Origin of the sequence: Streptomyces shaanxiensis, from assembly GCF_039537145.1 — a bacterium.
In the GTDB taxonomy this organism is placed as follows: Bacteria; Actinomycetota; Actinomycetes; order Streptomycetales; family Streptomycetaceae; genus Streptomyces; species Streptomyces shaanxiensis.
Genome location: NZ_BAAAZY010000012.1, coordinates 21,817 through 44,097, shown reverse-complemented (window position 1 = coordinate 44,097; position 22,281 = coordinate 21,817). Strand labels below are relative to the sequence as shown.

General features: G+C 70.8%; 23 protein-coding genes. 14 read left to right on the top strand and 9 right to left on the bottom strand.

Features of this window, described 5'->3' with window-relative positions:
* Positions 1-49: 49 nt before the first annotated feature.
* Positions 50-640, bottom strand: a complete 591-nt coding sequence (locus ABD932_RS23165) for a TIGR03086 family metal-binding protein (RefSeq protein WP_345015455.1) — start codon at positions 638-640, stop codon at positions 50-52.
* 62 nt (positions 641-702) lie between these two features.
* On the opposite strand from ABD932_RS23165, the gene ABD932_RS23160 reads away from it, so the two are divergent.
* Positions 703-1,524 carry a DUF6597 domain-containing transcriptional factor gene (locus ABD932_RS23160; protein WP_345015454.1) on the top strand — a complete coding sequence of 274 codons (822 nt, stop codon included), beginning with the start codon at positions 703-705 and terminating at the stop codon, positions 1,522-1,524.
* A 276-nt stretch (positions 1,525-1,800) separates the two neighbouring features.
* Here the strand turns inward: ABD932_RS23160 and ABD932_RS23155 are convergent, their stop codons facing one another.
* A complete protein-coding gene (locus ABD932_RS23155) occupies positions 1,801-2,691 on the bottom strand; it encodes an NADP-dependent oxidoreductase (protein WP_345015453.1) in 891 nt (296 codons plus the stop codon).
* 125 nt (positions 2,692-2,816) lie between these two features.
* Between ABD932_RS23155 and ABD932_RS23150 the strand changes: the two genes are divergently transcribed.
* Positions 2,817-3,254, top strand: a complete 438-nt coding sequence (locus ABD932_RS23150; RefSeq protein WP_345015452.1) for a winged helix-turn-helix transcriptional regulator — start codon at positions 2,817-2,819, stop codon at positions 3,252-3,254.
* Here the strand turns inward: ABD932_RS23150 and ABD932_RS23145 are convergent.
* Positions 3,245-3,730 carry a hypothetical protein gene (locus ABD932_RS23145; protein WP_345015451.1) on the bottom strand — a complete coding sequence of 162 codons (486 nt, stop codon included), beginning with the start codon at positions 3,728-3,730 and terminating at the stop codon, positions 3,245-3,247. The two genes, ABD932_RS23150 and ABD932_RS23145, sit on opposite strands and share 10 nt — an antisense overlap.
* Before the next feature lie 117 nt (positions 3,731-3,847).
* Here ABD932_RS23145 and ABD932_RS23140 point away from each other — a divergent pair, with 117 nt between their 5' ends.
* On the top strand, positions 3,848-4,183 hold the full coding sequence (locus tag ABD932_RS23140) for a YnfA family protein (protein ID WP_345015450.1): 336 nt from the start codon (positions 3,848-3,850) through the stop codon (positions 4,181-4,183).
* 23 nt (positions 4,184-4,206) lie between these two features.
* On the opposite strand, the gene ABD932_RS23135 is transcribed toward ABD932_RS23140, so the two are convergent.
* Positions 4,207-4,635 carry an ester cyclase gene (locus tag ABD932_RS23135; RefSeq protein ID WP_345015449.1) on the bottom strand — a complete coding sequence of 143 codons (429 nt, stop codon included), beginning with the start codon at positions 4,633-4,635 and terminating at the stop codon, positions 4,207-4,209.
* Positions 4,636-4,730: 95 nt separating this feature from the next.
* Here ABD932_RS23135 and ABD932_RS23130 point away from each other — a divergent pair, with 95 nt between their 5' ends.
* Together ABD932_RS23130 and ABD932_RS23125 are read left to right on the top strand one after the other, a co-directional pair.
* The gene (locus ABD932_RS23130) at positions 4,731-5,507 is read left to right on the top strand and encodes an SDR family NAD(P)-dependent oxidoreductase (RefSeq protein WP_345015448.1); all 777 of its coding nucleotides are present in this window, start codon (positions 4,731-4,733) and stop codon (positions 5,505-5,507) included.
* The gene (locus ABD932_RS23125; RefSeq protein WP_345015447.1) at positions 5,507-5,653 is read left to right on the top strand and encodes a hypothetical protein; all 147 of its coding nucleotides are present in this window, start codon (positions 5,507-5,509) and stop codon (positions 5,651-5,653) included. Before ABD932_RS23130 ends, ABD932_RS23125 begins: the two co-directional genes overlap by 1 nt.
* 19 nt (positions 5,654-5,672) lie before the next feature.
* Here ABD932_RS23125 and ABD932_RS23120 read toward each other — a convergent pair whose 3' ends face one another.
* Positions 5,673-6,866, bottom strand: a complete 1,194-nt coding sequence (locus ABD932_RS23120; RefSeq protein ID WP_345015446.1) for an RtcB family protein — start codon at positions 6,864-6,866, stop codon at positions 5,673-5,675.
* 216 nt (positions 6,867-7,082) lie between these two features.
* Here ABD932_RS23120 and ABD932_RS23115 point away from each other — a divergent pair, with 216 nt between their 5' ends.
* From ABD932_RS23115 to ABD932_RS23105, 3 genes are all read left to right on the top strand, one after another.
* Positions 7,083-7,952 (top strand): DUF3558 domain-containing protein, encoded by an 870-nt coding sequence (locus ABD932_RS23115; RefSeq protein ID WP_345015445.1) that lies wholly within the window; start codon positions 7,083-7,085, stop codon positions 7,950-7,952.
* A gap of 137 nt (positions 7,953-8,089) precedes the next feature.
* Complete coding sequence (locus ABD932_RS23110) at positions 8,090-8,980, top strand: DUF3558 family protein (RefSeq protein WP_345015443.1); 891 nt, start codon at positions 8,090-8,092, stop codon at positions 8,978-8,980.
* Positions 8,981-9,197: 217 nt separating this feature from the next.
* Positions 9,198-10,478 carry a DUF2637 domain-containing protein gene (locus ABD932_RS23105; protein WP_345015442.1) on the top strand — a complete coding sequence of 427 codons (1,281 nt, stop codon included), beginning with the start codon at positions 9,198-9,200 and terminating at the stop codon, positions 10,476-10,478.
* A 57-nt stretch (positions 10,479-10,535) separates the two neighbouring features.
* On the opposite strand, the gene lysS is transcribed toward ABD932_RS23105, so the two are convergent.
* Entirely contained in the window at positions 10,536-12,269 is a 1,734-nt protein-coding gene (gene lysS / locus ABD932_RS23100) for a lysine--tRNA ligase (RefSeq protein ID WP_345015441.1), read from the bottom strand.
* A gap of 275 nt (positions 12,270-12,544) precedes the next feature.
* On the opposite strand from lysS, the gene argS reads away from it, so the two are divergent.
* On the top strand, positions 12,545-14,308 hold the full coding sequence (argS, locus tag ABD932_RS23095; protein WP_345015440.1) for an arginine--tRNA ligase: 1,764 nt from the start codon (positions 12,545-12,547) through the stop codon (positions 14,306-14,308).
* Positions 14,309-14,444: 136 nt separating this feature from the next.
* Here the strand turns inward: argS and ABD932_RS23090 are convergent, their stop codons facing one another.
* On the bottom strand, positions 14,445-14,888 hold the full coding sequence (locus ABD932_RS23090) for a peptidoglycan-binding domain-containing protein (protein ID WP_345015439.1): 444 nt from the start codon (positions 14,886-14,888) through the stop codon (positions 14,445-14,447).
* A gap of 340 nt (positions 14,889-15,228) precedes the next feature.
* Between ABD932_RS23090 and ABD932_RS23085 the strand changes: the two genes are divergently transcribed.
* Genes ABD932_RS23085 through ABD932_RS23075 form a run of 3 tightly spaced genes read left to right on the top strand, consistent with a single transcriptional unit; the run spans position 15,229 to position 17,807 of the window.
* Positions 15,229-16,029 carry a peptidoglycan-binding protein gene (locus ABD932_RS23085; RefSeq protein WP_345015438.1) on the top strand — a complete coding sequence of 267 codons (801 nt, stop codon included), beginning with the start codon at positions 15,229-15,231 and terminating at the stop codon, positions 16,027-16,029.
* Complete coding sequence (locus ABD932_RS23080; RefSeq protein WP_345015437.1) at positions 16,026-16,958, top strand: helix-turn-helix domain-containing protein; 933 nt, start codon at positions 16,026-16,028, stop codon at positions 16,956-16,958. Before ABD932_RS23085 ends, ABD932_RS23080 begins: the two co-directional genes overlap by 4 nt.
* Positions 16,959-17,000: 42 nt before the next feature.
* On the top strand, positions 17,001-17,807 hold the full coding sequence (locus ABD932_RS23075) for a DUF4253 domain-containing protein (RefSeq protein WP_345015436.1): 807 nt from the start codon (positions 17,001-17,003) through the stop codon (positions 17,805-17,807).
* Between the two features lie 47 nt (positions 17,808-17,854).
* On the opposite strand, the gene ABD932_RS23070 is transcribed toward ABD932_RS23075, so the two are convergent.
* Positions 17,855-19,066 (bottom strand): aminotransferase-like domain-containing protein, encoded by a 1,212-nt coding sequence (locus tag ABD932_RS23070; RefSeq protein WP_345015435.1) that lies wholly within the window; start codon positions 19,064-19,066, stop codon positions 17,855-17,857.
* A gap of 305 nt (positions 19,067-19,371) precedes the next feature.
* Between ABD932_RS23070 and ABD932_RS23065 the strand changes: the two genes are divergently transcribed.
* Entirely contained in the window at positions 19,372-19,551 is a 180-nt protein-coding gene (locus ABD932_RS23065; RefSeq protein ID WP_345015434.1) for a hypothetical protein, read from the top strand.
* Positions 19,552-19,587: 36 nt separating this feature from the next.
* On the opposite strand, the gene hemB is transcribed toward ABD932_RS23065, so the two are convergent.
* Positions 19,588-20,586: a porphobilinogen synthase gene (gene hemB, locus ABD932_RS23060; RefSeq protein WP_345015433.1), complete on the bottom strand. Its 999-nt coding sequence runs from the start codon at positions 20,584-20,586 to the stop codon at positions 19,588-19,590.
* Positions 20,587-20,828: 242 nt separating this feature from the next.
* Between hemB and ABD932_RS23055 the strand changes: the two genes are divergently transcribed.
* The gene (locus ABD932_RS23055; protein ID WP_345015432.1) at positions 20,829-22,223 is read left to right on the top strand and encodes an FAD-binding oxidoreductase; all 1,395 of its coding nucleotides are present in this window, start codon (positions 20,829-20,831) and stop codon (positions 22,221-22,223) included.
* The last annotated feature ends 58 nt before the right edge of the window (positions 22,224-22,281 follow it).

Here is a 22,281-nt window from a genome sequence, read left to right as displayed (position 1 = left end):
GCGCGGATCCCTGCCCGGGCGCTACTCGCGGCGCGGATCCCTGCCGGCGCTACGGCCATTGCGGATCCCTGCCGGTCCGCGCGAGCAGCCGCTCAAAGGCGGACGCGCCCTCGGCCTCCGGCACCGGCTCCCCGAACACACCCATCTTCCGGGCGGTCGGCGCCAGCTCGTCCACCGCGCCGGCCAGCTCCGCCACGACCGCCTCGTCGGCACCCGGGTAGTCCTGGCCCGTCGCCCGCGCCAGGTCCCACACATGCACGGTCAGATCGAGCAGCGCCATCGAGCCGACCAGCCGCGCGGGCATGTTCATCCCGCCGGTCGTCCCGTCCTCCGCGCCCGGCGCGGACCACGCCGCCACCAGCCGGTCCGCCTCGTCCACGAGCCGCTCCCGCCACTCGGGCCCCGCGGCGACCCGGTCGGGGGTCTCACCGAAGTCCGACGCCTCCTTCGCGGCCAGCCGCTGGAACTGGACGATCACCTGGAAGAGGTGGTTGACCAGGGCTTTCACGTCGTACTCGGCGCAGGGCGTGGGAGCGGAGAGGGCGGCATCCCCGATCCCCCGGACCACCGGAACGGCCCGCTCACGCGCCATGCCCAGCAGCTCACCGATGCCGTACGTCGTCACAGGGTTGGTGTCCATGCCCCGACCGTAGGTACATCCGGGGCTGCCCCTCTTGAAGAAACGCGACGTACGATCCGGCCATGGAGGCAGACGCACCCCGCCACGACACCCGCGGGATCGTCGACCCGTCCGGGCTGCTGAACCGCGTACGGTTCCGCCGCCACGAGCCCGCCGAGCCGCTGCGCCGGTACGTCGAGTGGTACTGGCTCATCGACTGGGACCTGCCCGAGCCCTACGCCTCCCATGTGGTCCCGCACCCGGCCGTCAACCTCACGTTCCAGTGGGACGAGGACGAGGGCGAGCCGTACGCCGAGGTCACCGGGGTCGCGCTCGGCCTGTACACCCGCAAGCTGACCGGACGAGGCCGGGTCTGCGGGGTGAAGTTCCGGCCCGGCGGGTTCCGGCCGTACGCCCCCGGGGCGCCGGTGTCCCGGTGGACGGGCGTGGCCCTGCCCGCCGAGGAGGTCTTCCCACAGGCCACGGGCGACGCCGCCCACACGATCGTCACCCCCGCCGACGACCACGCCCGAGTCGCCGCCCTCGACACCTTCCTCCTCTCCCTCCCCTGCGCCCCCGACCCCCAGGCCGACCTCGCCACGACCCTCGTCCAGCACATCCGCACCGACCGCACGGTGCGCCGCGTCGGCGACTTCGCGCAGGCACGGGGCCTGTCGGTACGGGCACTGCAACGCCTCTTCTCGACGTACGTCGGCGTCAGCCCCAAGTGGGTCGTCCTGCGCTACCGCATCCACGAGGCCCTGGACCAGGCCGCCACCCACACCGACATCGACTGGGCCACCCTGGCAACCGACCTCGGCTACGCCGACCAGGCCCATCTGATACGGGACTTCACGAGGACGGTGGGGGTACCGCCGGCGACGTACGCACAAGGGGTGCACTGACCCGACGTCAGCCGTCGCGGGCACCCACATGAGTGCGCCCACAGTCCCGCCTCACCTCGGGCAGCCGCACCCACCTACCTGCGGGCCTCCCGCCCCCACAGCCGGGGCTACCCGCGCCCCACCCACTCCGCTGCGGGCAGCCATGCCACTGGGGCGCCGCCGTCCCACAGAGGCGGCACCCCGCCGGCGCGGGCGAGCGCCCCAACCCGGCGCCGACACCCACGCCGAGCACCCCACCAGCACCGGCCCCCGCAGGCCACCTCACCCGACACCCCCTCACGGCACCAGCACCAACCGCCCCCGAACCCCACCCTCCGCAAGCCGCGCATGCGCCTTCGCCGCATCGTCCAGCGCGAACGTCTCAGCCACCCGAGTCGTCAGCACCCCGTCATCCAGCAACCGCACCAGCTCCGCCAACCGCGCCCCATCGGCACTCACCTCGACCGCCCCGGTCCGCACCCCCCGCACCGACCCGGGCTCCGCCTGCGGAATGACGCCGAGGTAGACGCCCCCGTCCCGCACCCATTCCAGGGCCGCCTCACCGAGGACCGCGGCGTCCAGCACGGCGTCGAAGCTCCCCGCCTCGACGCCCCCGCTCACGAACTCCCCCGCCCCCAGCGACCGTACGAACTCCTCGTCGCCCTCCCGGGCCAGCCCGGTCACCGATATCCCGCGGTGCGCGGCGAGTTGGACGGCGTACGCACCGACGGCCCCCGCCGCCCCCGTCACCAACAGCGACTGCCCCGGCGCCAACTCCAGCAGATCCAGCGCCTGTACGGCGGTCAGCGCGTTCAGCGGCAGCGTCGCCGCATGGACCGCGTCCACCGTCACCGGCGCCTTGGCGACGGCATCCGTGGGGACGACCACGTACTCGGCGTGGGTACCCACCGGCTTGACCATGCCGTAGTCGAGCGCCACCACCGTGTCGCCCACACTCCACGAACTGGCCACACCCACCGCGTCCACGGTCCCGGCGACATCCCAGCCGAGCCCGATCCGCTTCCCCGCACCCCCGAAGACCCCGGCCCGCACACCCGCGTCCACGGGATTCAGCCCGGCCGCCGAGACCTTGATCCGCACCTCCCGCGCACCGGGCTCCGGCACGTCGGTCTCCACGACCTCCACGACCTCGGGCCCACCGAACGAGTTCACCACTACAGCACGCACAGCAGCTCTCCTTGGCTTGTCAGCGTGTGGGACGCTCTCCCGTCCACTGCGAACAACCCTAGGAAGAGCTACTATCTCTCAGTAAGTAGTTACCTGAGAGTGCGTATGTACCCCGGAGGTGAGCCATGGCGACCAAGACCGCGGCACAGCGGCGCGAACAGGCCCGCATCGAGTACGACGCGTTCCTCAAGAGCTGCCCCACCAACCAGCTCCTGGATCGGATCAGCGACAAGTGGGTCAGCCTCGTCGTCGCCGCCCTCGCCACCGGCCCCATGCGCTACAGCGACCTCGGCCGCAAGATCGCCGGCGTCAGCCCCAAGATGCTGACCCAGACCCTGCGCTCACTGGAACGCGACGGCCTCCTCACCCGCAGCGTCACCCCGTCCGTCCCGGTCCGCGTCGACTACGAGCTCACCACGCTCGGCGACAACCTGGCCCGGCTGCTGACCGCGGTGAAGGACTGGGCGGAGACCCACTTCGACGAGGTGCGCGAGGCGCGCGAGCGCTACGACACCGAGGGCGCGGACACGGGCGCGGACGAAGTCAGGGCCCGTCAGAAGTAGTACGTGTCCCCCGTGTCCAACGCGAGCACACGCTGCCGCCCGCTCTGTTCACCGGTCTGACCACCCGCCTGCTGACCGCTCTGCAGCGTGTCGAAATCCACCAGCACCTCCGACGGCGCCCCCTGCAGCCGTACCCGCAACTCGACCCACTGCCCCACCCCGTCCGCGTCCGGCGCCCCGACCCGGCACATCAGGACCCGCGACTCCGCCCGCACACACCCCCGCGGCAGCTCCTGCAGGTCCGCCAGCGGCACCGACCAGCGCAGCCGTACCGTCACCTCCGCGTCCGCCGCCGCGTCCGGCTTGGGACGGTGCGGTGCGAACCGTACGTCGGCCAGCCCGGCGGACAGGAGCACCGACCCGTGATAGGCGAGCCCCTCCTCGGCCCCGCCCACCGCCCCGGCCTCCGGAGCCACCCCGCCGACCGCCGCCATCAGGGCCGCACCGCACACCGCAGCCACCCGCATCCGCCGCATACCGCCCACTCCTCACTCCATGTGGTCGTACGGATGTATCCCACGCGAAGCGCCCGGCAGGCGCCGTCCAACAGGTGACGCACCTCCTCACCGGCCAGGTGACGCACACTGGCTCCCATGCTCGTCCTGCGCTCCGCCGCCCTCTTCGTCGTCGCCGCCCTCTTCGAGATCGGCGGCGCCTGGCTGGTCTGGCAGGGCGTACGCGAGCACCGCGGCTGGCTCTGGATCGGCGCGGGCGTCATGGCCCTCGGCGCCTACGGCTTCGTCGCCACACTCCAGCCCGACGCCGCCTTCGGCCGCATCCTCGCCGCGTACGGCGGTGTCTTCGTGGCCGGTTCCCTCGCCTGGGGCATGGTCGCGGACGGCTACCGCCCGGACCGCTGGGACGTGACGGGCGCACTGATCTGCCTCGCGGGCATGGCGGTGATCATGTACGCGCCGCGAGGAAACTGACCCCCTCGGGGCTTTCGGCGGGCTCAGGTCGGCGGCAGCAGTCCGAGCTGCCCGAGGAAGTCCATCTCGTCGAAGTAGAGCCGGTAGTCGACGATGTGTCCGCTGTCGTCGACGGTGGCGAAGTCGACCCCGCGGATCCTGATCTCCTTCTGCGTCGGGGCCAGCGTCTCCCCCGTGGGCAACTGGATCGGCCCCGTGTTCCGGCCGCTGAAGAAGCCCTCGTCGATGGCCGTGTTGCCGACCTCGTACGAGTGCACCGACTCGTACGAGCCGTCGGGAACCGCCTCCGTCATCGCACGCCAGTACGTGGCGATGTCGTCGCGCCCGTGGAGCTCCCCGCCGTCGGGGGTGACGGCGACCGCGTCCTGCGCGTACAGCTCGGCGATGGTCTTGGAGTCCGCCGTGGTGATCGCTTCGGTGAGTCGGTCCATGACCTCACGTGCCTGTCCCATGATCCACCTCCCGTGGTGGAGGACCACCCCTCTCATTCTCCCACCACCCGCCTATCCTGGCCGGACAGGCTTTCGATCACGCCCGAGGAGCAGCCATGCCCACCGCCGCACCGTCCGCCGCCTCCCGCATCGCCGTCGTCACCGGCGCGAGCGGCGGAATCGGAGCCGCCACGGCACGACAGCTTGCCGCGGCCGGCTACCGGGTCGTCCTGACCGCCCGCCGCAAGGACCGCATCGAGGCGCTGGCCGAGGAGATCAACGCGGCCGGCCACTCCGCGGCCGCCTACCAGCTGGACGTGACCGACCGAGCCGCGGTCGACGAGTTCGCCCTTGCCTTCAAGACGATCGGCGTCCTGGTCAACAACGCGGGCGGCGCACTCGGCGCCGACCCCGTGGCCACCGGCGACCCCGCCGACTGGCGCTCGATGTACGAGACGAACGTCATCGGCACCCTGAACCTCACCCAGGCCCTGCTCCCGAAGCTGGACGCGAGCGGCGACGGCACGATCGTCGTCGTCTCCTCCACCGCCGGCCACGGCACCTACGAGGGCGGCGCGGGCTACGTCGCCGCCAAGCACGGCTCCCACGTCCTCGCCGAGACCCTGCGCCTGGAGATCGTCGGCCGACCGGTCCGCGTCATCGAGATCGCGCCGGGCATGGTCAAGACGGACGAGTTCGCCCTGACCCGCTTCGGCGGCGACACGGACAGGGCGGCGAAGGTCTACGAGGGCGTCGCCGAGCCCCTCACCGCCGACGACGTCGCCGACACCATCACCTGGGCGGTCACCCGCCCCAGCCACGTCAACATCGACCTCCTGGTCGTCCGCCCCCGCGCCCAGGCGTCCAACACGAAGGTCCACAGGGAGCTGTAGTGACGGACAGCGGCGAGGACAGCGCCCCGGCGGGCAAGGACCCGCACAACGAACGCCAGATGTGGTGGTGGCTCGGCTACTTCCTCTTCGGCATCCACATCGTGGCGTTCGTGATGATCTACGCGGTGACCCACGCTCCGAAATGAGGAGCGTGGGCCGGGGGCGTCAGCCCTTCACGCACACGACCTGCTTCAGCTTCGCCACGACCTCGACGAGGTCCCGCTGCTGATCGATGACCTGCTCGATCGGCTTGTAGGCGCTCGGAATCTCGTCCACGACACCGGAGTCCTTACGGCACTCCACGCCCCGCGTCTGCTCCTCAAGATCCTTCGTCGAGAAGCGACGCTTGGCCGCGTTCCGGCTCATGCGCCGACCCGCGCCGTGCGAGGCCGAGTTGAAGGACTTCGCGTTCCCGAGGCCCTTCACGATGTACGACCCCGTGCCCATCGAGCCCGGGATGATCCCGTACTCGCCGGAGCCGGCCCGGATCGCACCCTTACGGGTCACGAGCAGGTCCATGCCGTCGTAGCGCTCCTCGGCCACGTAGTTGTGGTGCGCGCTGATCTCGGCCTCGAAGGTCGGCTTTGCCTTCTTGAACTCCTTGCGGATCACGTCCTTCAGAAGCGCCATCATGATCGTGCGGTTGTACTTGGCGTACTCCTGCGCCCAGAACAGGTCGTTGCGGTACGCCGCCATCTGCGGGGTGTCCGCCACGAAGACGGCGAGGTCACGGTCGATCAGCCCCTGGTTGTGCGGGAGCTTCTGGGCCACGCCGATGTGGAACTCGGCGAGTTCCTTGCCGATGTTCCGGGAACCGGAGTGCAGCATCAGCCAGACGGAACCGTCCGTATCGGTACACACCTCGACAAAGTGGTTGCCGCTTCCGAGCGTTCCCATCTGCTTTCCGGCCCGCTCCTGACGGAATTTGACCGCATCCGCGATCCCGTCGAACCGCGCCCAGAAGTCGTCCCACCCCGCGGTGGCGAACCCGTGCATCCGCCCCGGATCCACGGGACTGTCATGCATCCCCCGCCCCACCGGAATGGCCTGCTCGATCTTCGACCGCAGCCGCGACAGATCCCCCGGCAGGTCATTGGCCGTCAGTGAGGTCTTCACGGCCGACATCCCGCACCCGATGTCGACCCCCACCGCCGCAGGACACACGGCGCCCTGCATGGCGATGACGGACCCGACCGTCGCCCCCTTCCCGTAATGCACGTCCGGCATCACGGCGAGGCCCTTGATCCACGGCAGGGTCGCGACGTTCCGCAGCTGCTGCAGGGCCCCGTCCTCGACCGTCGCCGGGTCGGTCCACATACGGATCGGTACCTTCGCGCCCGGCATCTCCACGTACGACATATCGTCCTCTATCCCCCGGAAATCACATACAAGTCTGAAATCGCAAAACCGGCGCCAGGGTCGATGAAAAGGGACAACGGACCGGCGTCCACGGCAGTGCGTGCGATACACATTGTCTCCAGCGGAAGCCCCCGCGCAGCAACCGAATAACCAGCGGGGACACTGGAACACCGGCACCGCACCCACCACACAGCCACCGTCGAGAGGAGCCTGACCGTGCAGCGGAAGGCGTACGTATCCGGCGTCGCCGCGCTCCTCGCGGCGCTGCTGGCCGGCTGCACCGGCAGTTCCGACAGCGGCGGTTCGACCGACGACTCCAACCCCGACGACTCCGGTACGGCGACCGTGACGGCCGAGCCCGGCCGGTACGCCACGCTCCCGGAGGCCTGTGGCGTGGTCGACCAGGACACCCTCGACGCTCTGCTGCCCGGCATCAGGCAGCTCACGGACGAGGAGCAGCGCGAGAAGGCGTACGAGGGCACTCCGACGCTGACCTACGACACGGACCGCAAGGTCGGCTGCCGTTGGAAGGTCGAGTCGGCGGACGCCACGAACCATCTCTTCGTCGACTTCGCGCGTGTGGTGTCGTACGACACAGCGGTCAGTGACGACAGCGAGGCGGAGCGGCTCTTCGCGACCCAGCAGGAGGCGGCCGACCTTCCGGAGCCGACGAGTTCCGGCGCCACCGCGAGCGGTGAGAGCGCCGAGGGCACCTCGTCGGCCGATCCGAGTGGTTCCCCTTCCTCCTCGGCGTCACCGTCGGCTTCGTCGCCCACCTCGTCCGCTTCGTCCTCCTCGTCCGCCTCCGGTTCCGCCGGCCCCACCGACGGCGCGACCCCCGCCGAGCTCCAGCCCCGCGTTCTCGAGGACCTCGGCGACGAGGCCTTCCTCGACGACGAGCTCAGCAGTGCCGGTTCGACGGCGGAGCAGCGCAAGGTGACTGTGGCGTTCCGCACGTCCAACGTGATCGTGAGGATCGTGTACGAGGAGCAGTCGGCGACCGTCGGTACGGTCCCGGACAGCGAGGAATTGCAGGACAGGGCCCTGAATCTGGCTTCGCAACTGGCGGACGAGCTGGCGGAGTAGCGCCCCGGCACAGCCCCGGTGCGCCCGGGAGCGACGTAACCGAAACGAGACCACACAGCTTCTTCACCGCGTACCGTGGCCCCTCGGACCCGATCCGACCGCAGGAACCACGGTTGTCAGTCATGAGTGAAGGAACCATGCAGCGAGCAGCAGAGCGAGACCAGCTTGACCGGCGTGAGCAGCGCGAGCAGCGGGCGAGGGGCCTGCGCCGCGCCCTTGTCTGCGCGGCCGCAGTCCCGGTGATGCTGATCGCCACGGCCTGCTCCTCGGACTCCGGTTCGGACGACGGAGCCGGGGACAGTACGAAGGCGTCGGCGTCGGAGTCGTCCGCGAGCCCGTCTCCGACGGTGCAGGCGGTCGCATACAAGGCGCTTCCTCAGCCGTGCAAGGTGCTGACGAAGAACACGCTGGAGGTCCTGGTCCCGAAGGCCAAATCGGGCAAGGAGGGCTCGTCCGACGACGCCTCGACGCGTAGCTCCTGTTCCTGGAGCAGCCTCGACAACAACGGCGTGAAGGGCTCGCAGTTCCGCTGGCTGAACATCTCCCTGCTGCGCTTCGACTCGGACGTCACGCGCGGCTCGGGCAACCAGCTGGCGCGGGAGTACTTCGAGACGCAGGTCGAGGACGCCCGTTCGGTGAGCGGCGCGAAGAACGTCAGGTCGGAGCCGGCCACCGGGGTGGGCGACGAGGCGACGGCGGTGCGCTACGACCTGAAGAAGAAGGAGGGCTCCTTCAAGCAGGAGACGGTCGTGGCCCGGGTGGAGAACGTGGTCGTCACGCTCGACTACAACGGCGCCGGTCTGGCCGGCGAGAAGACGCCGAGCGCGGACGATCTGAACAAGCTCGCGCGGAAGGCCGCCAAGGAGGCGGTGGCCGCGGTGACGAAGGAGAACGGCAGCGGCGGCGCGGGCACGCCGAGCAGCGCCCCTTCGAAGTCGGCTTCGAAGTCTCCCTCGAAGTCGCCGTCCGGCGGCGCCTCGAAGGCGGCGTCCAGCTCCCCGTCCAAGTCAGCGTCGAAGAAGAGCTGACCGTCACACCTGCCCCACTCCTGCGTCACAACGCGCAGCTCAGACCCGCCTGTTGTACGAGCCCGGCCCCCTTCAGGGACCGGGCTCGTGCCCTGCGTGAATCCGGACGCCGCACAGATGTGCCACCCTGTTGCGCGCAACAGCATGCACTGGGAGGGGAGTACGAGTGGCCGCGCCACCACCGCAGCTGACTCGGACGCATCGCATTCTCATCGGTGTGGTCGTGTTCGGCGCCGTGATCATCGCCGGCATCGGCTTCGCCGGTTCGTACGCGGCCGTCCGTGAGCTGGCCATCAAGAAGGGCTTCGGGGACTTCAGTTATGTCTTCCCGATAGGCATCGACGCGGGCATCTGCGTCCTCCTGGCCCTGGATCTGCTTCTGACGTGGATCCGTATCCCGTTCCCGCTCCTGCGTCAGACGGCCTGGTTGCTGACGGCGGCGACGATCGCTTTCAACGGCGCGGCGGCCTGGCCGGACCCGCTGGGCGTCGGCATGCACGCCGTGATCCCGATCCTGTTCGTGGTGGCGGTGGAGGCGGCCCGCCACGCGATCGGCCGCATTGCGGACATCACGGCCGACAAACACATGGAAGGCGTACGCCTGACCCGCTGGCTGCTGTCGCCGGTCCCGACGTTCCTTCTGTGGCGCCGTATGAAGCTGTGGGAGCTGCGCTCCTACGAGCAGGTCATCAAGCTGGAGCAGGAGCGCCTGGTGTACCAGGCCCGCCTGCGCTCCCGCTTCGGCCGTGGGTGGCGCCGGAAGGCGCCGGTGGAGTCCCTGATGCCGCTGCGCCTGGCCCGCTACGGGGTCCCGCTGGCGGAGACGGCTCCGGCGGGGCTGGCAGCGGCGGGCATCGAGCCGGCCCTGCTGCCTCCGGCGCCGAAGCAGGCGGTCCTGGACGCGGCGTCCGCGGCGGACGTGGCGCTGGAGACGGACGCGGCCCCCGTGCGTCGTGCCGCTGTGGCGGCCCCGGTTCCGCAGCAGGCGGCGCCTGCTCGCGAGCAGCGGCCCGAGCTGGCCGGCCCGCCCGCACCCGAGCAACCGGAACCGGAATACGTGCAGGACTGGTTCAACACTCCGCGCCACGTGGAGTACCAGGGTGGCTACAACGCCTACGACGCCCAGGAACACTACGAGCAGTGGTACGAGGAGCAGGTCCAGGCCGAGCAGTACCAGGAGCAGTACGCGGAGGAGCCCCCGGTCCAGGAACCCTCTCCGGAGGACACGGGCACCTTCCCGATCCCAGTGACCGGCAACCGCACCCGCCAGTTGGGCGAGGGCGGCGGCCCTCCGGAACCGGCTGACCCGACCGAGGAGGACTACTACCAGGTCTTCAAGAAGTCGATCGGCGGCACCGGCTACCCGACGCCGCGCGAGTTCAGCGAGAACGTCGAGGCGGAGTTCAGCATCGCGCTCCTGCCGGACGAGGCCAAGCGCCTGGTCACCCGGTTCACGAACCTCTACAACACGGAACTCGAAGAGAACCACATCGCCTGACGTGCAGCAGAAAGGGGCCCTCGCCGGAGGGCCCCTTTCTCGTACCGCCTACTCGTCCTACTCGCCGAGCAGCCGCCGTACCCGCTCCTGCCCCACCGCCAGCAGCAGCGTGGGCAGCCGCGGCCCGGTGTCGCGCCCGACCAGCAGGTGGTACAGCAGCGCGAAGAACGTCCGCTGGGCGGTCTTGATCTCGGCCGGCAGCTCCTTGGGCGTGGCGTCCGGGGAGAACCCGGCCTGCACCTTGGGCACGCCGTACACGAGGTGGGTCAGCCCGTCCAGCGACCAGTGCTCGGCGAGCCCGTCGAGCAGCAGCCGCAGCGACTGCTGGGACGCCTCGTCGAGGGACTTCAGCAGCTCGGCGTCGGGCTCGTCGCGCACGATGGTCCGCTGGTCGGCGGGCACCTGCGTGTTGATCCAGGCCTCGGCCTTGTCGTACCGGGGACGCGCCTCGTCCAGCGCGGCCAGCGGGTTCTCCGGGTCCAGCTCGGAGAGGATCCGCAGCGCCTGGTCCTGGTGCCCGGCGGTGATGTCGGCGACGGACGCGAGCGTCCGGTACGGCAGCGGCCGCGCGGTCCTGGGCAGCTCACCGCCTGCCGTGCGCACGGCACGCGAGTGCGCGGCGACGTCGGCCGGCAGGGCGGACCCGTCGGTGACCTTGCCGTCGAGCTTGTCCCACTCGTCGTAGAGCCGCTGGATCTCCTGGTCGAAGGCGATCTTGAAGGACTGGTTGGGCCTGCGGCGGGCGTAGAGCCAGCGAAGGATCTGCGGCTCCATGATCTTCAGCGCGTCGCCCGGCGTGGGCACGCCGCCCTTGGACGACGACATCTTCGCCATCCCGCTGATCCCCACGAACGCGTACATGGGTCCGATGGGCTGCTTCCCGCCGAAGATCCCGACGATCTGCCCGCCCACCTGGAAGCTCGACCCCGGCGACGAGTGGTCGACACCGCTGGGCTCGAAGACGACGCCCTCGAAGGCCCACCGCATGGGCCAGTCGACCTTCCAGACGAGCTTGCCGCGGTTGAACTCGTTGAGCCGGACGGTCTCCGAGAAGCCGCACTCGTTGCAGGTGTACGACAGCTCGGTGGTGTCGTCGACGTACGAGGTGACGGTGGTGAGGTCCTTCTCGCAGTTGCCGCAGTAGGGCTTGTACGGGAAGTACCCGGCGGACCCGGAGGACCCGTCGTCCTCGTTCGCCGCGCCCGACCCTTCCGCGGCCTCCAGCTCGGCCTCGTCGACGGGCTTCTGCGACTGCTTCTTCGCGGGGCCCTTCTTGGTCCGGTACTGGGCGAGAACGGCGTCGATGTCGCCCCGGTGCTTCATGGCGTGCAGGATCTGCTCGCGGTAGACACCGGAGGTGTACTGCGCGGTCTGGCTGATCCCGTCGAACTCCACACCGAGCTCGGCGAGCGCCTCGACCATGGCGGCCTTGAAGTGCTCGGCCCAGTTCGGGTACGCCGAGCCCTGCGGCGCCGGCACGGAGGTCAGCGGCTTGCCGATGTGCTGGGCCCAGGAGTCGTCGACGCCCGCGATGCCGGCCGGCACCTTGCGGTACCGGTCGTAGTCGTCCCAGGAGATCAGGTGCCGGACCTGGTGGCCGCGCCGCCGGATCTCGTCGGCGACGAGGTGCGGGGTCATGACCTCGCGCAGGTTGCCCAGGTGGATGGGTCCGGAGGGGGAGAGTCCGGACGCGACGACGACCGGTTTGCCCGGGGCCCGACGCTCCGACTCCTCGATGACCTCATCCGCGAAACGGGAGACCCAGTCGGTGGTCTCGGTGCTCTGAGCCACGGGGCACGTCCTTCTTTCTCCTGAAGCAGCCGGTACGGTCTACGGCTGGCGCCGTCCATTGTCCCAGCAAGAACGGCAACAGCGAAAACGCCTTTACAGGACCGCCCGTCAGGCGGCGCAGCCGCCTGTCAGGGGCGCGGGACTGTGTCCGACATGCGGCTCCGCCGCGGGGCGCGACAAGCCCCCACCGGCCCGCAGCCGCAAAATCCGCTTTACCCCCCATGGGATACTGGTCACGTCTGAAACAAACCCACGAGGAGAACGGCTCCCACCCCATGACCTCGGTCACGTCGCTCACCGATCTCGTCCACCAGCGCCTCACCGACGCCCTCACTTCCGTTCTCCCGGAAACCGACGGAGTCGACCCGCTGCTGCGACGTAGCGACAGGGCCGATTTCCAGGCCAACGGGATCCTGGCCCTCGCCAAGAAGGCCAAGTCGAACCCGCGGGAGCTGGCGACGCAGGTCGTCGGCAACATCGTCACCGGCGACGTGATCAAGGACGTCGAGGTCTCCGGCCCCGGCTTCCTGAACATCACGATCTCCGACAAGGCGATCACGGAGAACCTCGCGGCGCGCTACGCGGACACCGAACGCCTCGGTGTGCCCCGCAAGGACACCCCCGGCGTCACCGTCGTCGACTACGCCCAGCCCAACGTGGCCAAGGAGATGCACGTCGGCCACCTCCGCTCCGCGGTCATCGGCGACGCCCTGCGCGGCATGCTCGACTTCACCGGCGAGCGGACGATCGGCCGCCACCACATCGGCGACTGGGGCACCCAGTTCGGCATGCTCATCCAGTACCTGTTCGAGAACCCCGGCGAGCTGGCGCCCGCGGCGGAGGTCGACGGCGAGCAGGCCATGTCGAACCTGAACCGGGTGTACAAGGCCTCGCGGGCCGTCTTCGACGCGGACGAGGAGTTCAAGGAGCGGGCGCGCAAGCGGGTCGTGGCGCTCCAGTCCGGCGACAAGGAGACCCTCGAACTGTGGCAGCAGTTCGTCGACGAGTCGAAGGTCTACTTCTACTCGGTCTTCGAGAAGCTGGACATGGAGATCCGTGACGAGGAGATCGTCGGCGAGTCGGCGTACAACGAGGGCATGCCGGAGACCGCCCGCCTCCTGGAGGAGATGGGTGTCGCGGTGCGCTCCGAGGGCGCGCTCGTGGTGTTCTTCGACGAGATCCGCGGCAAGGACGACCAGCCGGTTCCGCTGATCGTGCAGAAGGCCGACGGCGGCTTCGGCTACGCCGCCTCCGACCTGACCGCGATCCGCGACCGTGTCTTCGACCTGAACGCGACGACGCTGCTCTACGTCGTGGACGTACGCCAGTCGCTGCACTTCAGGATGGTCTTCGAGACGGCCCGGCGCGCGGGCTGGCTCGGCGACGAGGTCACCGCGCACAACATGGGCTACGGCACGGTCCTCGGCGCGGACGGCAAGCCGTTCAAGACGCGTGAGGGCGAGACCGTACGCCTGGAGGATCTCCTCGACGAGGCCGTCGAGCGGGCCACCGCCGTCGTCCGCGAGAAGGCCGAGCGGGTGGGCCTGACCGAGGAGGAGATCGTCGAGAACGGCCGGTACGTCGGGATCGGCGCCGTGAAGTACGCGGACCTGTCGACGTCGGCGAACCGTGACTACAAGTTCGATCTGGACCAGATGGTGTCGCTGAACGGCGACACGTCGGTCTACCTGCAGTACGCGTACGCCCGTATCAAGTCGATCCTGCGCAAGGCCGAGGGCGCGGGCCCGGTCGCGCACCCGGAGCTCGAACTCGCCCCGGCGGAGCGGGCGCTGGGCCTGCACCTGGACGCGTTCGGGGAGCTGCTGGCGGAGGCGACGGCGGAGTACGCGCCGCACAAGCTGGCCGCGTACCTGTACCAGCTGGCGTCGCTGTACACGACGTTCTACGACCAGTGCCCGGTGCTGAAGGCGGACACCCCCGCCCAGGTCGAGAACCGTCTGTTCCTGTGCGACGTGACGGCCCGGACCCTGCACCAGGGCATGGCCCTGCTGGGCATCCGGACGCCCGAGCGGCTCTGAGCGCCCGAGGGAACGCGTGCGGCCCGTCCTCTCCCCCGCGGAGAGGACGGGCCGCGGTGTGTTCGGGCCCGGGTGGGGTCAGGTCGGGCCCGGGTGGGTCCTGCGTTCGAGCCCGAGTGTGCCCGCTTTCGCGCCGCTAGCCGCCGTTGGCGAACCGCTTGAAGGCGGCCTTGGTGCCGGAGCCGGCGATGCCGTCGATCGCACCGGTGTAGCCCCAGTGCGCCTTCAGCAGGCGCTGGAGGGCCTTGATGGTGTTGGGGCCGACGATGCCGTCGATCTCGCCGGTGTAGCCCCAGTACTGCTTGAGGCAGCGCTGGAACGCCTTCCAGCTGTTGGTGCCGAGCTGCCCGTCGATCGCGCCGGTGTATCCCCAGTACTGCTTCAGCCAGTCCTGGACCTTCTTGGCCTCGGCGGCGGTCAGACCGAGGTTGTTCACCGCGAGGACGGAGACCTCGGAGCTCACGGCCGGCTTCGCGTCCTGCGCGGCGAAAGCGGTGCCCGCGGTCGCGAGGCTTCCGGCGGCGAGGCCGACTACGGCGCTGACGCTGACGAGGGTCCTGGTCCAGACATTCGGTCGCATACGTTTCCCTCTCACTCCGGCTCACTCCGGGTCGAGTGGCGGCACATGCCGCCTGGCTGGCGGAACGAGAGTGCGGGGCGTGCGGCGAGGCCCGCCACAGGCACGGCTCAAGTGACGTCATGGCGGGACGTCCCACCCGCTGACCTGCGTGAACGCCATACGCCGAGACGGCACGGCGGGACACCCGCGGGACGGACGGTGGCCGATTTGCGTACCAGCGCGGGTACCGGCTTGACCGGCTTCCGGTGCGGGCCGCGGATGCTGATGCAGAATGCGACGGGGCACGGGGGACGCCGACCACGGACCGCGGGCCCGGACCGTGAACGCGAGTGGGGGGAACATGTCGCGTTGGGCAGTGCTGCCCGCGGAACTGGATCCGCGCGTGCGGCAGTTGGTGGTGCGGCTGCGCCGGCTGAAGGATCACAGCGGGCTGAGCCTGCGGCAGCTGGGGGCGAGGACGCAGTACAGCCCCAAGTCCTGGGAACGGTATCTGGGCGGCAGGTCGCTCGCGCCCCGGGAGGCCGTCGAGGCGCTGGCCCGGATCGGGGGCGAGGATCCGACCCGGCTGCTGGCGTTGCACGAGGTCGCCGCGGAGGCGTGGGCGAGGAGACGCGGGGACGTGACCGCCGCGGACGCGTACACGCCGCCCGTACCGGAGCCGGCGGCAACAGCGCCGGAGGTCCTGTCCGTCGAGGTCAACGGGCCACGCCGGCCCGGGGGTTCGCTGCTCGTCGCGCTCGTGGCGGGGGCTGTGGCACTGGTGCTGGCCGCCTCCACGGCGGTCCTTCTCGTCGTACGGCTGGGCGGCGGCGAGCCGGAGGAGACAGCGGCTCCCGTCGCCGCGCCCGCCATGCCCACCTCATCGGCACCCCCGTACGCCTGCCGTGTCGAGCGGACCGACGACGGCCGCTGGTACGCGGGCAACAGCCGCACCCGGGAAGCCGTGCTGGCGTACGGCCACGCCGGGCCGGAGGTGGCCGAGGCGCAGTGTCTGCTGCGCAGGGCGGGCATCTCGCCGGGCGGCATCGACGGGATCTTCGGTCCGGTGACGGAAGGCGCGGTCCGGCAGTTGCAGAAGCGGGCGGGGCTGGTCGTGGACGGCATCGTCGGGCCGCACACCTGGAAGGCCCTACGGCGATGACGGCGCCGTCGCCGGAACGGGCCCGACTGGCCGTCGCGCTGAGGGAGTTGAAGGACCGCACCGGGCTGAGCCTGGTCGGCCTCGCGGCGAAGACCACGTACAGCAAGTCCTCCTGGGACCGCTACCTCAACGGCAGGACGCTGCCCCCGCGCGACGCGGTGCGGAAGCTGTGCCGTCTCGCGGGCGAGGCGGAGGGGCGGTGTCTGGCACTGTGGGAGATCGCGGAGGCGGAGGTCTCCCCCCTGCCCCCGGACGCTTCCCCGCCCCCGGGCCCTGCCGTGTCCGTGTCCGTGGCCCCGGACTCGCCCTCGCCTCCGCCCGGGTCCCCGCCACGGTCCCCGAAGGAGTTCCCGTCTGCCGGAGGCACTGTCGCGGGCGCTGCGGTCGCCGGCGCCGGGCACCGAAGCGCGGTGGCCATGGCCGTGCTCGCGTCGGTGTGTGCGGTGGCCGTCGGGGGCCTGGCGGCGCTGGCCCTTCTGCTGCCGCACCGGGACGGCGAACCGCTGTCGTCCCTGCCCCTGTCCCCGGCCGCGACCGGTCCGCGTTGCCGTGGAGCGGTCTGCGAGGGCAGGAGCCCGATGCAGATGAAGTGCGCCGCCGCCCCGACGACCGTCTCCACGCACCGCACGGCCACCGGAGCCTGGATGGAACTGCGCTACAGCGAGGAGTGCGGGACGAGTTGGGCCCGTATGTGGGGGACGCGCGTCGGCGACCGGATCGAGATGACGGCGGGCGGCCGTGCGGATCCTGGCGGTCCTGAGGAGCCTGGGGGTCCGGTCCGCAGCGCCGAGGTCCAGGACGCCATCGACGCGGACTCCTACATCTACACCCCCATGACAGCGGCTCACCCCGGCACCGTCGTCCGGGCCTGCTTCCGGCCCGCGGCGGGCAGCGAGGGGGAATGCTTCGACGCCAGGGTGCCCAGGTGAGGGCTCGGCCCATTGTCAGTGGCACCGCCTACAGTCACGGACATGGCGACACTTCCGAACCCCCTGCCGAAGCTGGCCACCGACCCCACGGGCACCGCGCTCGGCCTCCGACTCCCGCCCGGCAGACTCCTCGACGCGACTGACGAGGGCCCTTGGCACGAGCCGCTGCTGTGGCTGGCGGACGATCCGGCGGCACCCGGCGCCTGGGCGGCACTGGAGCCGGCGCGGCACACGGGCGGACTGCTGCCGGTCGTCATCGACGTGGGCGGAAGCCAGGGCGCCCCGGAGGGCTGGGAGTTGATGCCCGGGGAGATGTCGTACCCGGGAGACCACGACGCGGAGGAGGTGTTGGAGGACTTCTGGTACGAGTGCGTGGCACAGGAGGACGCGGAATGGACCGGCCTGGCCGCCACCCCCGCGACCCTTGCCTCCGCCTCCGCCCCCGACCCTGACTCGGTGGCCACCGGCATCGCGGACGCCCTCGTCGACAGCGGCGGCCCTCTGAAGGACCCACGCCTCGCCCTGGTCCCGGCCCGCCGCAGCGCGGACATTCCGGCGGCTATCGGCTGGACAGGCCCGATGAACCACGAGAACGACACCGCCCGCCTCTGCGCGGTGCTGCGCTCCTGGGAGGACCGCTTCGGCATACGCGTGGTGGCCCTCGGCTTCGACCACCTCCTCGCCTCGGTGGCCTCCCCGCCGACCACCCTGGCCGAGGCGGAGGCCATCGCCGCCGAGCACTTCGCGTTCTGCCCGGACAACATCTGGCAGGGCGGCGACACCACCCTTCGCGGCTACGCCGAGAACCAGCTCCTCAACCAGCCGGTCTGGCACTTCTGGTGGGACTGACCGAGGACGAGGGGAGGCGAGTGCTGCCGAGGTGAGGTGGCTGTGCCCTAAGCCTGACGCAACCCGTCCCCCAACCTCCTCAGACCTTCCCCGATCTCCTGCGGCGTCTGCGTCACGAAGCACAGCCGCATCGTCGACCGGTCGGGCTCACCGGCGTAGAAGGGCGCCCCGGGAACGTAGGCGACATCGTGCCGCACCACCTCCGGCAGCAGGGCCGTCGTGTCGTACGACTCCGGCAGACGGGCCCAGAGGAACATGCCGCCCGTGGGCCGGTTCCAGGTCGACCCCTCCGGCAGCGCCTGCGCCAGCCCCGCCAGCATGGCGTCACGGCGTTCGCGGTAGACGTCCCTGACGTGGGCCACGTGGGCGTCGAGGCCGGGGAGGTAGCGGGCGGCGGCGAGCTGGTTGACGGTCGGGGTGTGCAGGTCGGCGGCCTGCTTGGCGACCACGCAGGCGCGCCGCAGGCCCGCCGGTGCGCGCAGCCAGCCCAGCCGCAGCCCCGGCGCCATCACCTTGGAGAAGGAACCGAGCAGCACGGTGCGGTCCTCGGCGCCCGGGCAGGAGGCGATCCAGGGCACGCGCTCGCCCTCGTAGCGGAGTTCGCCGTACGGGTCGTCCTCGACGATCCACACCCCGGCCCGGGCGGCGACCTCCGCGACGGCCGCCCTGCGCTCGGCGGGCAGGGTCCTGCCGGTCGGGTTCTGGAAGGTCGGCACGGTGTAGAAGAGCTTCGGCCGTTCCCGCGCCACCAGTTCCTCCAGCGCCCGCGGGTCCACCCCGTCCGCGTCGCCCGGCACGGCCACGACCCGCGCTCCCGCGAGGCCGAAGGCCTGAAGTGCCGCCAGATAACAGGGGTCTTCGACGAGGACCGTGTCACCGGGATCCAGCAGCGCGGTGGCGAGGAGCGCCAGGCCCTGCTGGGAGCCGGTCGTGATGAGCAGGTCGTCGGCGTCCGTCGCGAGACCCCGCGCCGACATGCGCCCGGCGAGCCCGCTCCGCAGGCCGGGCTCGCCCTCGGTCGTGGAGTACTGCAGCGCCTGCGCCGCAGTCTCGGCGAGGACGTCACGGAAGGCGGCCGCGATGCCCTCCCGGTCGAACAGTTCGGGCGCCGGCAGTCCGCCCGCGAAGTTGATGACCTCGGGGCGGGCGGTGACGGCGAGGATGTCGCGCACGGGCGAGCCACCGACCGACGCGGCCCGCGCCGCAAGTGACGGCACGGCGGCCCGGGTTGGGTGGGGCACGGACTCGATCACGCTCATGACACGGCTCCTTCGGCTACGACGACGAGAGCGACGGCTCGTGCCGGGCAGCCTAGAGAACTACATGCCGCCTACAAGCAGCTTTCCGGGATGCGGACCTCAGGGCCACCGCCGAGGGCCCCCACCGCCAGGTCCGCGGCCTCCCGGCGTCCCACTCCAGCCCTCCGGGACATGCCATCCCAGCAGGTCAGCGACGGTCCCACCACTGCGGCGTCCCGAATTCCCGGCCGAAGGTGGCGCCCGGGACGGGTGATCACGCAGGCTGGGTCCCGACCCCACCCCCTACCCAAGGAGAGGGCCACCCCATGTCCGCGGACGCACCCCCCGCCCGTCGCCCCCGCGCCCGGCTCCTCGCCGCCACGCTGGTGGCGATCGCCGCGCTCACGCTCACCGCGTGCGAGGACGGCCAGGGCCTGCGCGACGAGGGCCCGTCGACCCCGACCAGCCCCACGGCCACGGCGCCGCCGACGTCCGACCGTCCGTGACCGCGCTGCCGTACCTCCGTCGCGCCGTCCGTCGCCTCAGATACGGCCCAGCTTCTGCGCCGCCTCCGTCGCCCAGTAGGTGAGGATGTTGCGCGCGCCGGCCCGCTTGATGCCGGTCAGCGTCTCGAAGATGGCCCGGTCCCGCTCGATCCAGCCCTTCTCGGCGGCGGCCTCGACCATCGAGTACTCGCCGGAGACCTGATAGGCGGCGACCGGTACGTCCACCGCGTCGGCGACCCGCGCCAGGATGTCGAGGTAGGGCCCGGCCGGCTTGACCATCACCATGTCGGCGCCCTCCTCCAGGTCGAGGGCCAGCTCCCGCAGCGACTCCCGGACGTTCGCCGGATCCTGCTGATAGGTCTTGCGGTCCCCCTCCAACGAGGAGGCGACGGCCTCCCGGAAGGGCCCGAAGAAGGCGGAGGCGTACTTGGCGGTGTAGGCGAGGATGGCGACGTCCTCCCGCCCGATCTGATCGAGCGCGTCACGGACGACGCCGATCTGCCCGTCCATCATCCCGCTGGGCCCCACCACATGGGCCCCGGCGTCGGCCTGCACCTGCGCCATCTCGGCGTACCGCTCAAGCGTGGCGTCGTTGTCGACACGCCCTTCGGCATCCAGCACGCCACAGTGCCCGTGATCGGTGGTCTCGTCGAGACACAGGTCGGACATGACGAGAAGGTCGTCCCCCACCTCGGCCCGAACGTCCCGGAGGGCGACCTGCAGAATCCCGTCCGGATCGGTCCCCGGCGTCCCGAGGGCGTCCTTCTTCTCGTCCTCCGGCACGCCGAAGAGCATGATCCCGGAGACACCGGCCTCGACGGCCTCGGCAGCGGCCTTCTTCAGACTGTCCCGCGTGTGCTGGACCACCCCCGGCATGGCGGCGATCGGCACCGGCTCGCTGACGCCCTCGCGCACGAAGGCCGGAAGGATGAGGTCGGCGGGGTGCAGCCTGGTCTCGGCGACCATGCGCCGCATGGCAGGGCTGGTCCGCAGACGCCGCGGCCGCGTGCCCGGGAAGGATCCGTACGTCGTCATGCCACCTACGCTACGCCCGCCCCGGCAGCACCTTTGCCGACGATACGTCGGGACGGACGCAAGGCGGCAAGCGGTCCGAAGCAGCCTGAAGAAGCCCGAATGCGCCCTCCCACCACCGGGTCCATCCTGAAACAGAGCCCTCAGAACTCAAGGACCCCGACAGAACCCAAGGACCCCGACGGCCCCGCCCCTCGGTGAACATGCCGCCGCAGTCCCTCCGTACCCCCACCACGGAGGACGCGATGCCCGCCACCCACCACCTCCACCAGACCCCCGACCTGTTCGCCCTCTCCGAGATCCACGGCCCGGTCCTGCGCCCCGGCGACGACGGCTACGCCGACGAGGTCACCGGCTTCAACCTGGCCGCGCTGCACACCCCCGACGTGGTCGTGGGTGCGACGGGCGTCGACGACGTCGTGGCGGCCCTGCGCTGGGCGTCGGCCACCGGCACTCCGGTCGCGGTCCAGGCGACGGGCCACGGCGCGAACTTCCCCATCGACCACGGCCTGCTGATCAGCACGGCCCGCATGACGGACGTACACATCGACCCGGACCAGCGCCTCGCGACCGTCGCGGCCGGAGCGAAGTGGCGGCACGTCCTGGACGCGACCGCACCGCACGGCCTCGCCGCACTGTGCGGCACGTCGTCGGACGCCGGCGTGGTCGGCTACACCCTGGGCGGTGGCCTGCCCGTGCTCGGCCGGGCCTACGGCTACGCGACCGACCTGGTCCACTCCTTCCAGGTCGTCACACCCGACGGCACACTCCGCGAAAGCGACGCGACCCACGAGCCGGAGCTGTTCTGGGCACTGCGCGGCGGCAAGGGCAACGTAGGCGTGGTCACCTCGATGACCTGCGAACTGCTCCCCCTGTCCACGATCCTCGGCGGCGGCGTCTACTGCCCCGGCGAGCACACCGAGGCCCTACTGCGCACCTGGACCGACTGGACCCGAACACTGCCGGACGAGATGTGCAGCGCCTTCACCCTGCTCCGACTGCCGCCCATCCCCGAGATCCCCGAACCACTGCGCGGCGGCTTCTGGGCCCGCGTCGCGATCGCCTGGCCCGGCGACCCGGCCGAGGGCGAACGCCTGTTGGCCCCGATCCGCGCGGCAGCCCCGGTGACGGTCGACACGGTGGAGGAGATGCCGTACGCGGCCCTGGACCTCATCCACATGGAACCGCAGGACCCACTCCCCGCCCGCGAGTCGTGCGCCCTGCTGCCCGACCTCACCCCCGAAGCCATCGACACCTTCCTGGCCCAGGTAGGCCCCGAAGTCCCCGACTGCCCCCTGCTCATGGTGGAGATCCGCCACATGGGCGGCGCCCTCTCCCGCCCCGCCCGCCTGGAGGACGCGATCTGCTCCCGCGACGCGAACTACTTCCTGGAAACGGTGGGCGTCCTGGCCGCCCCACCAGCGGCCGAGGCCATAGAACAGGCCACCAGAGCCCTGCACACCGCGATGTCCCCCTACGGCACGGGCCGCACCATGGTCAACATCCACGGCACCCCGGGCGACGAATCCGACCGCGCGCGAGCGTGGAGCCCGGAGGTCTATGACCGGCTGCGCAAGGACAAGTCGACTTACGACCCCGCCGATCTGCTCCGCTTCGGGCACACCGTGAACCCTGCATAGGCGCCTCATCACGCGGGGAGCGTGAGTCACGCCCGCACATTACCTACATCAATCCATC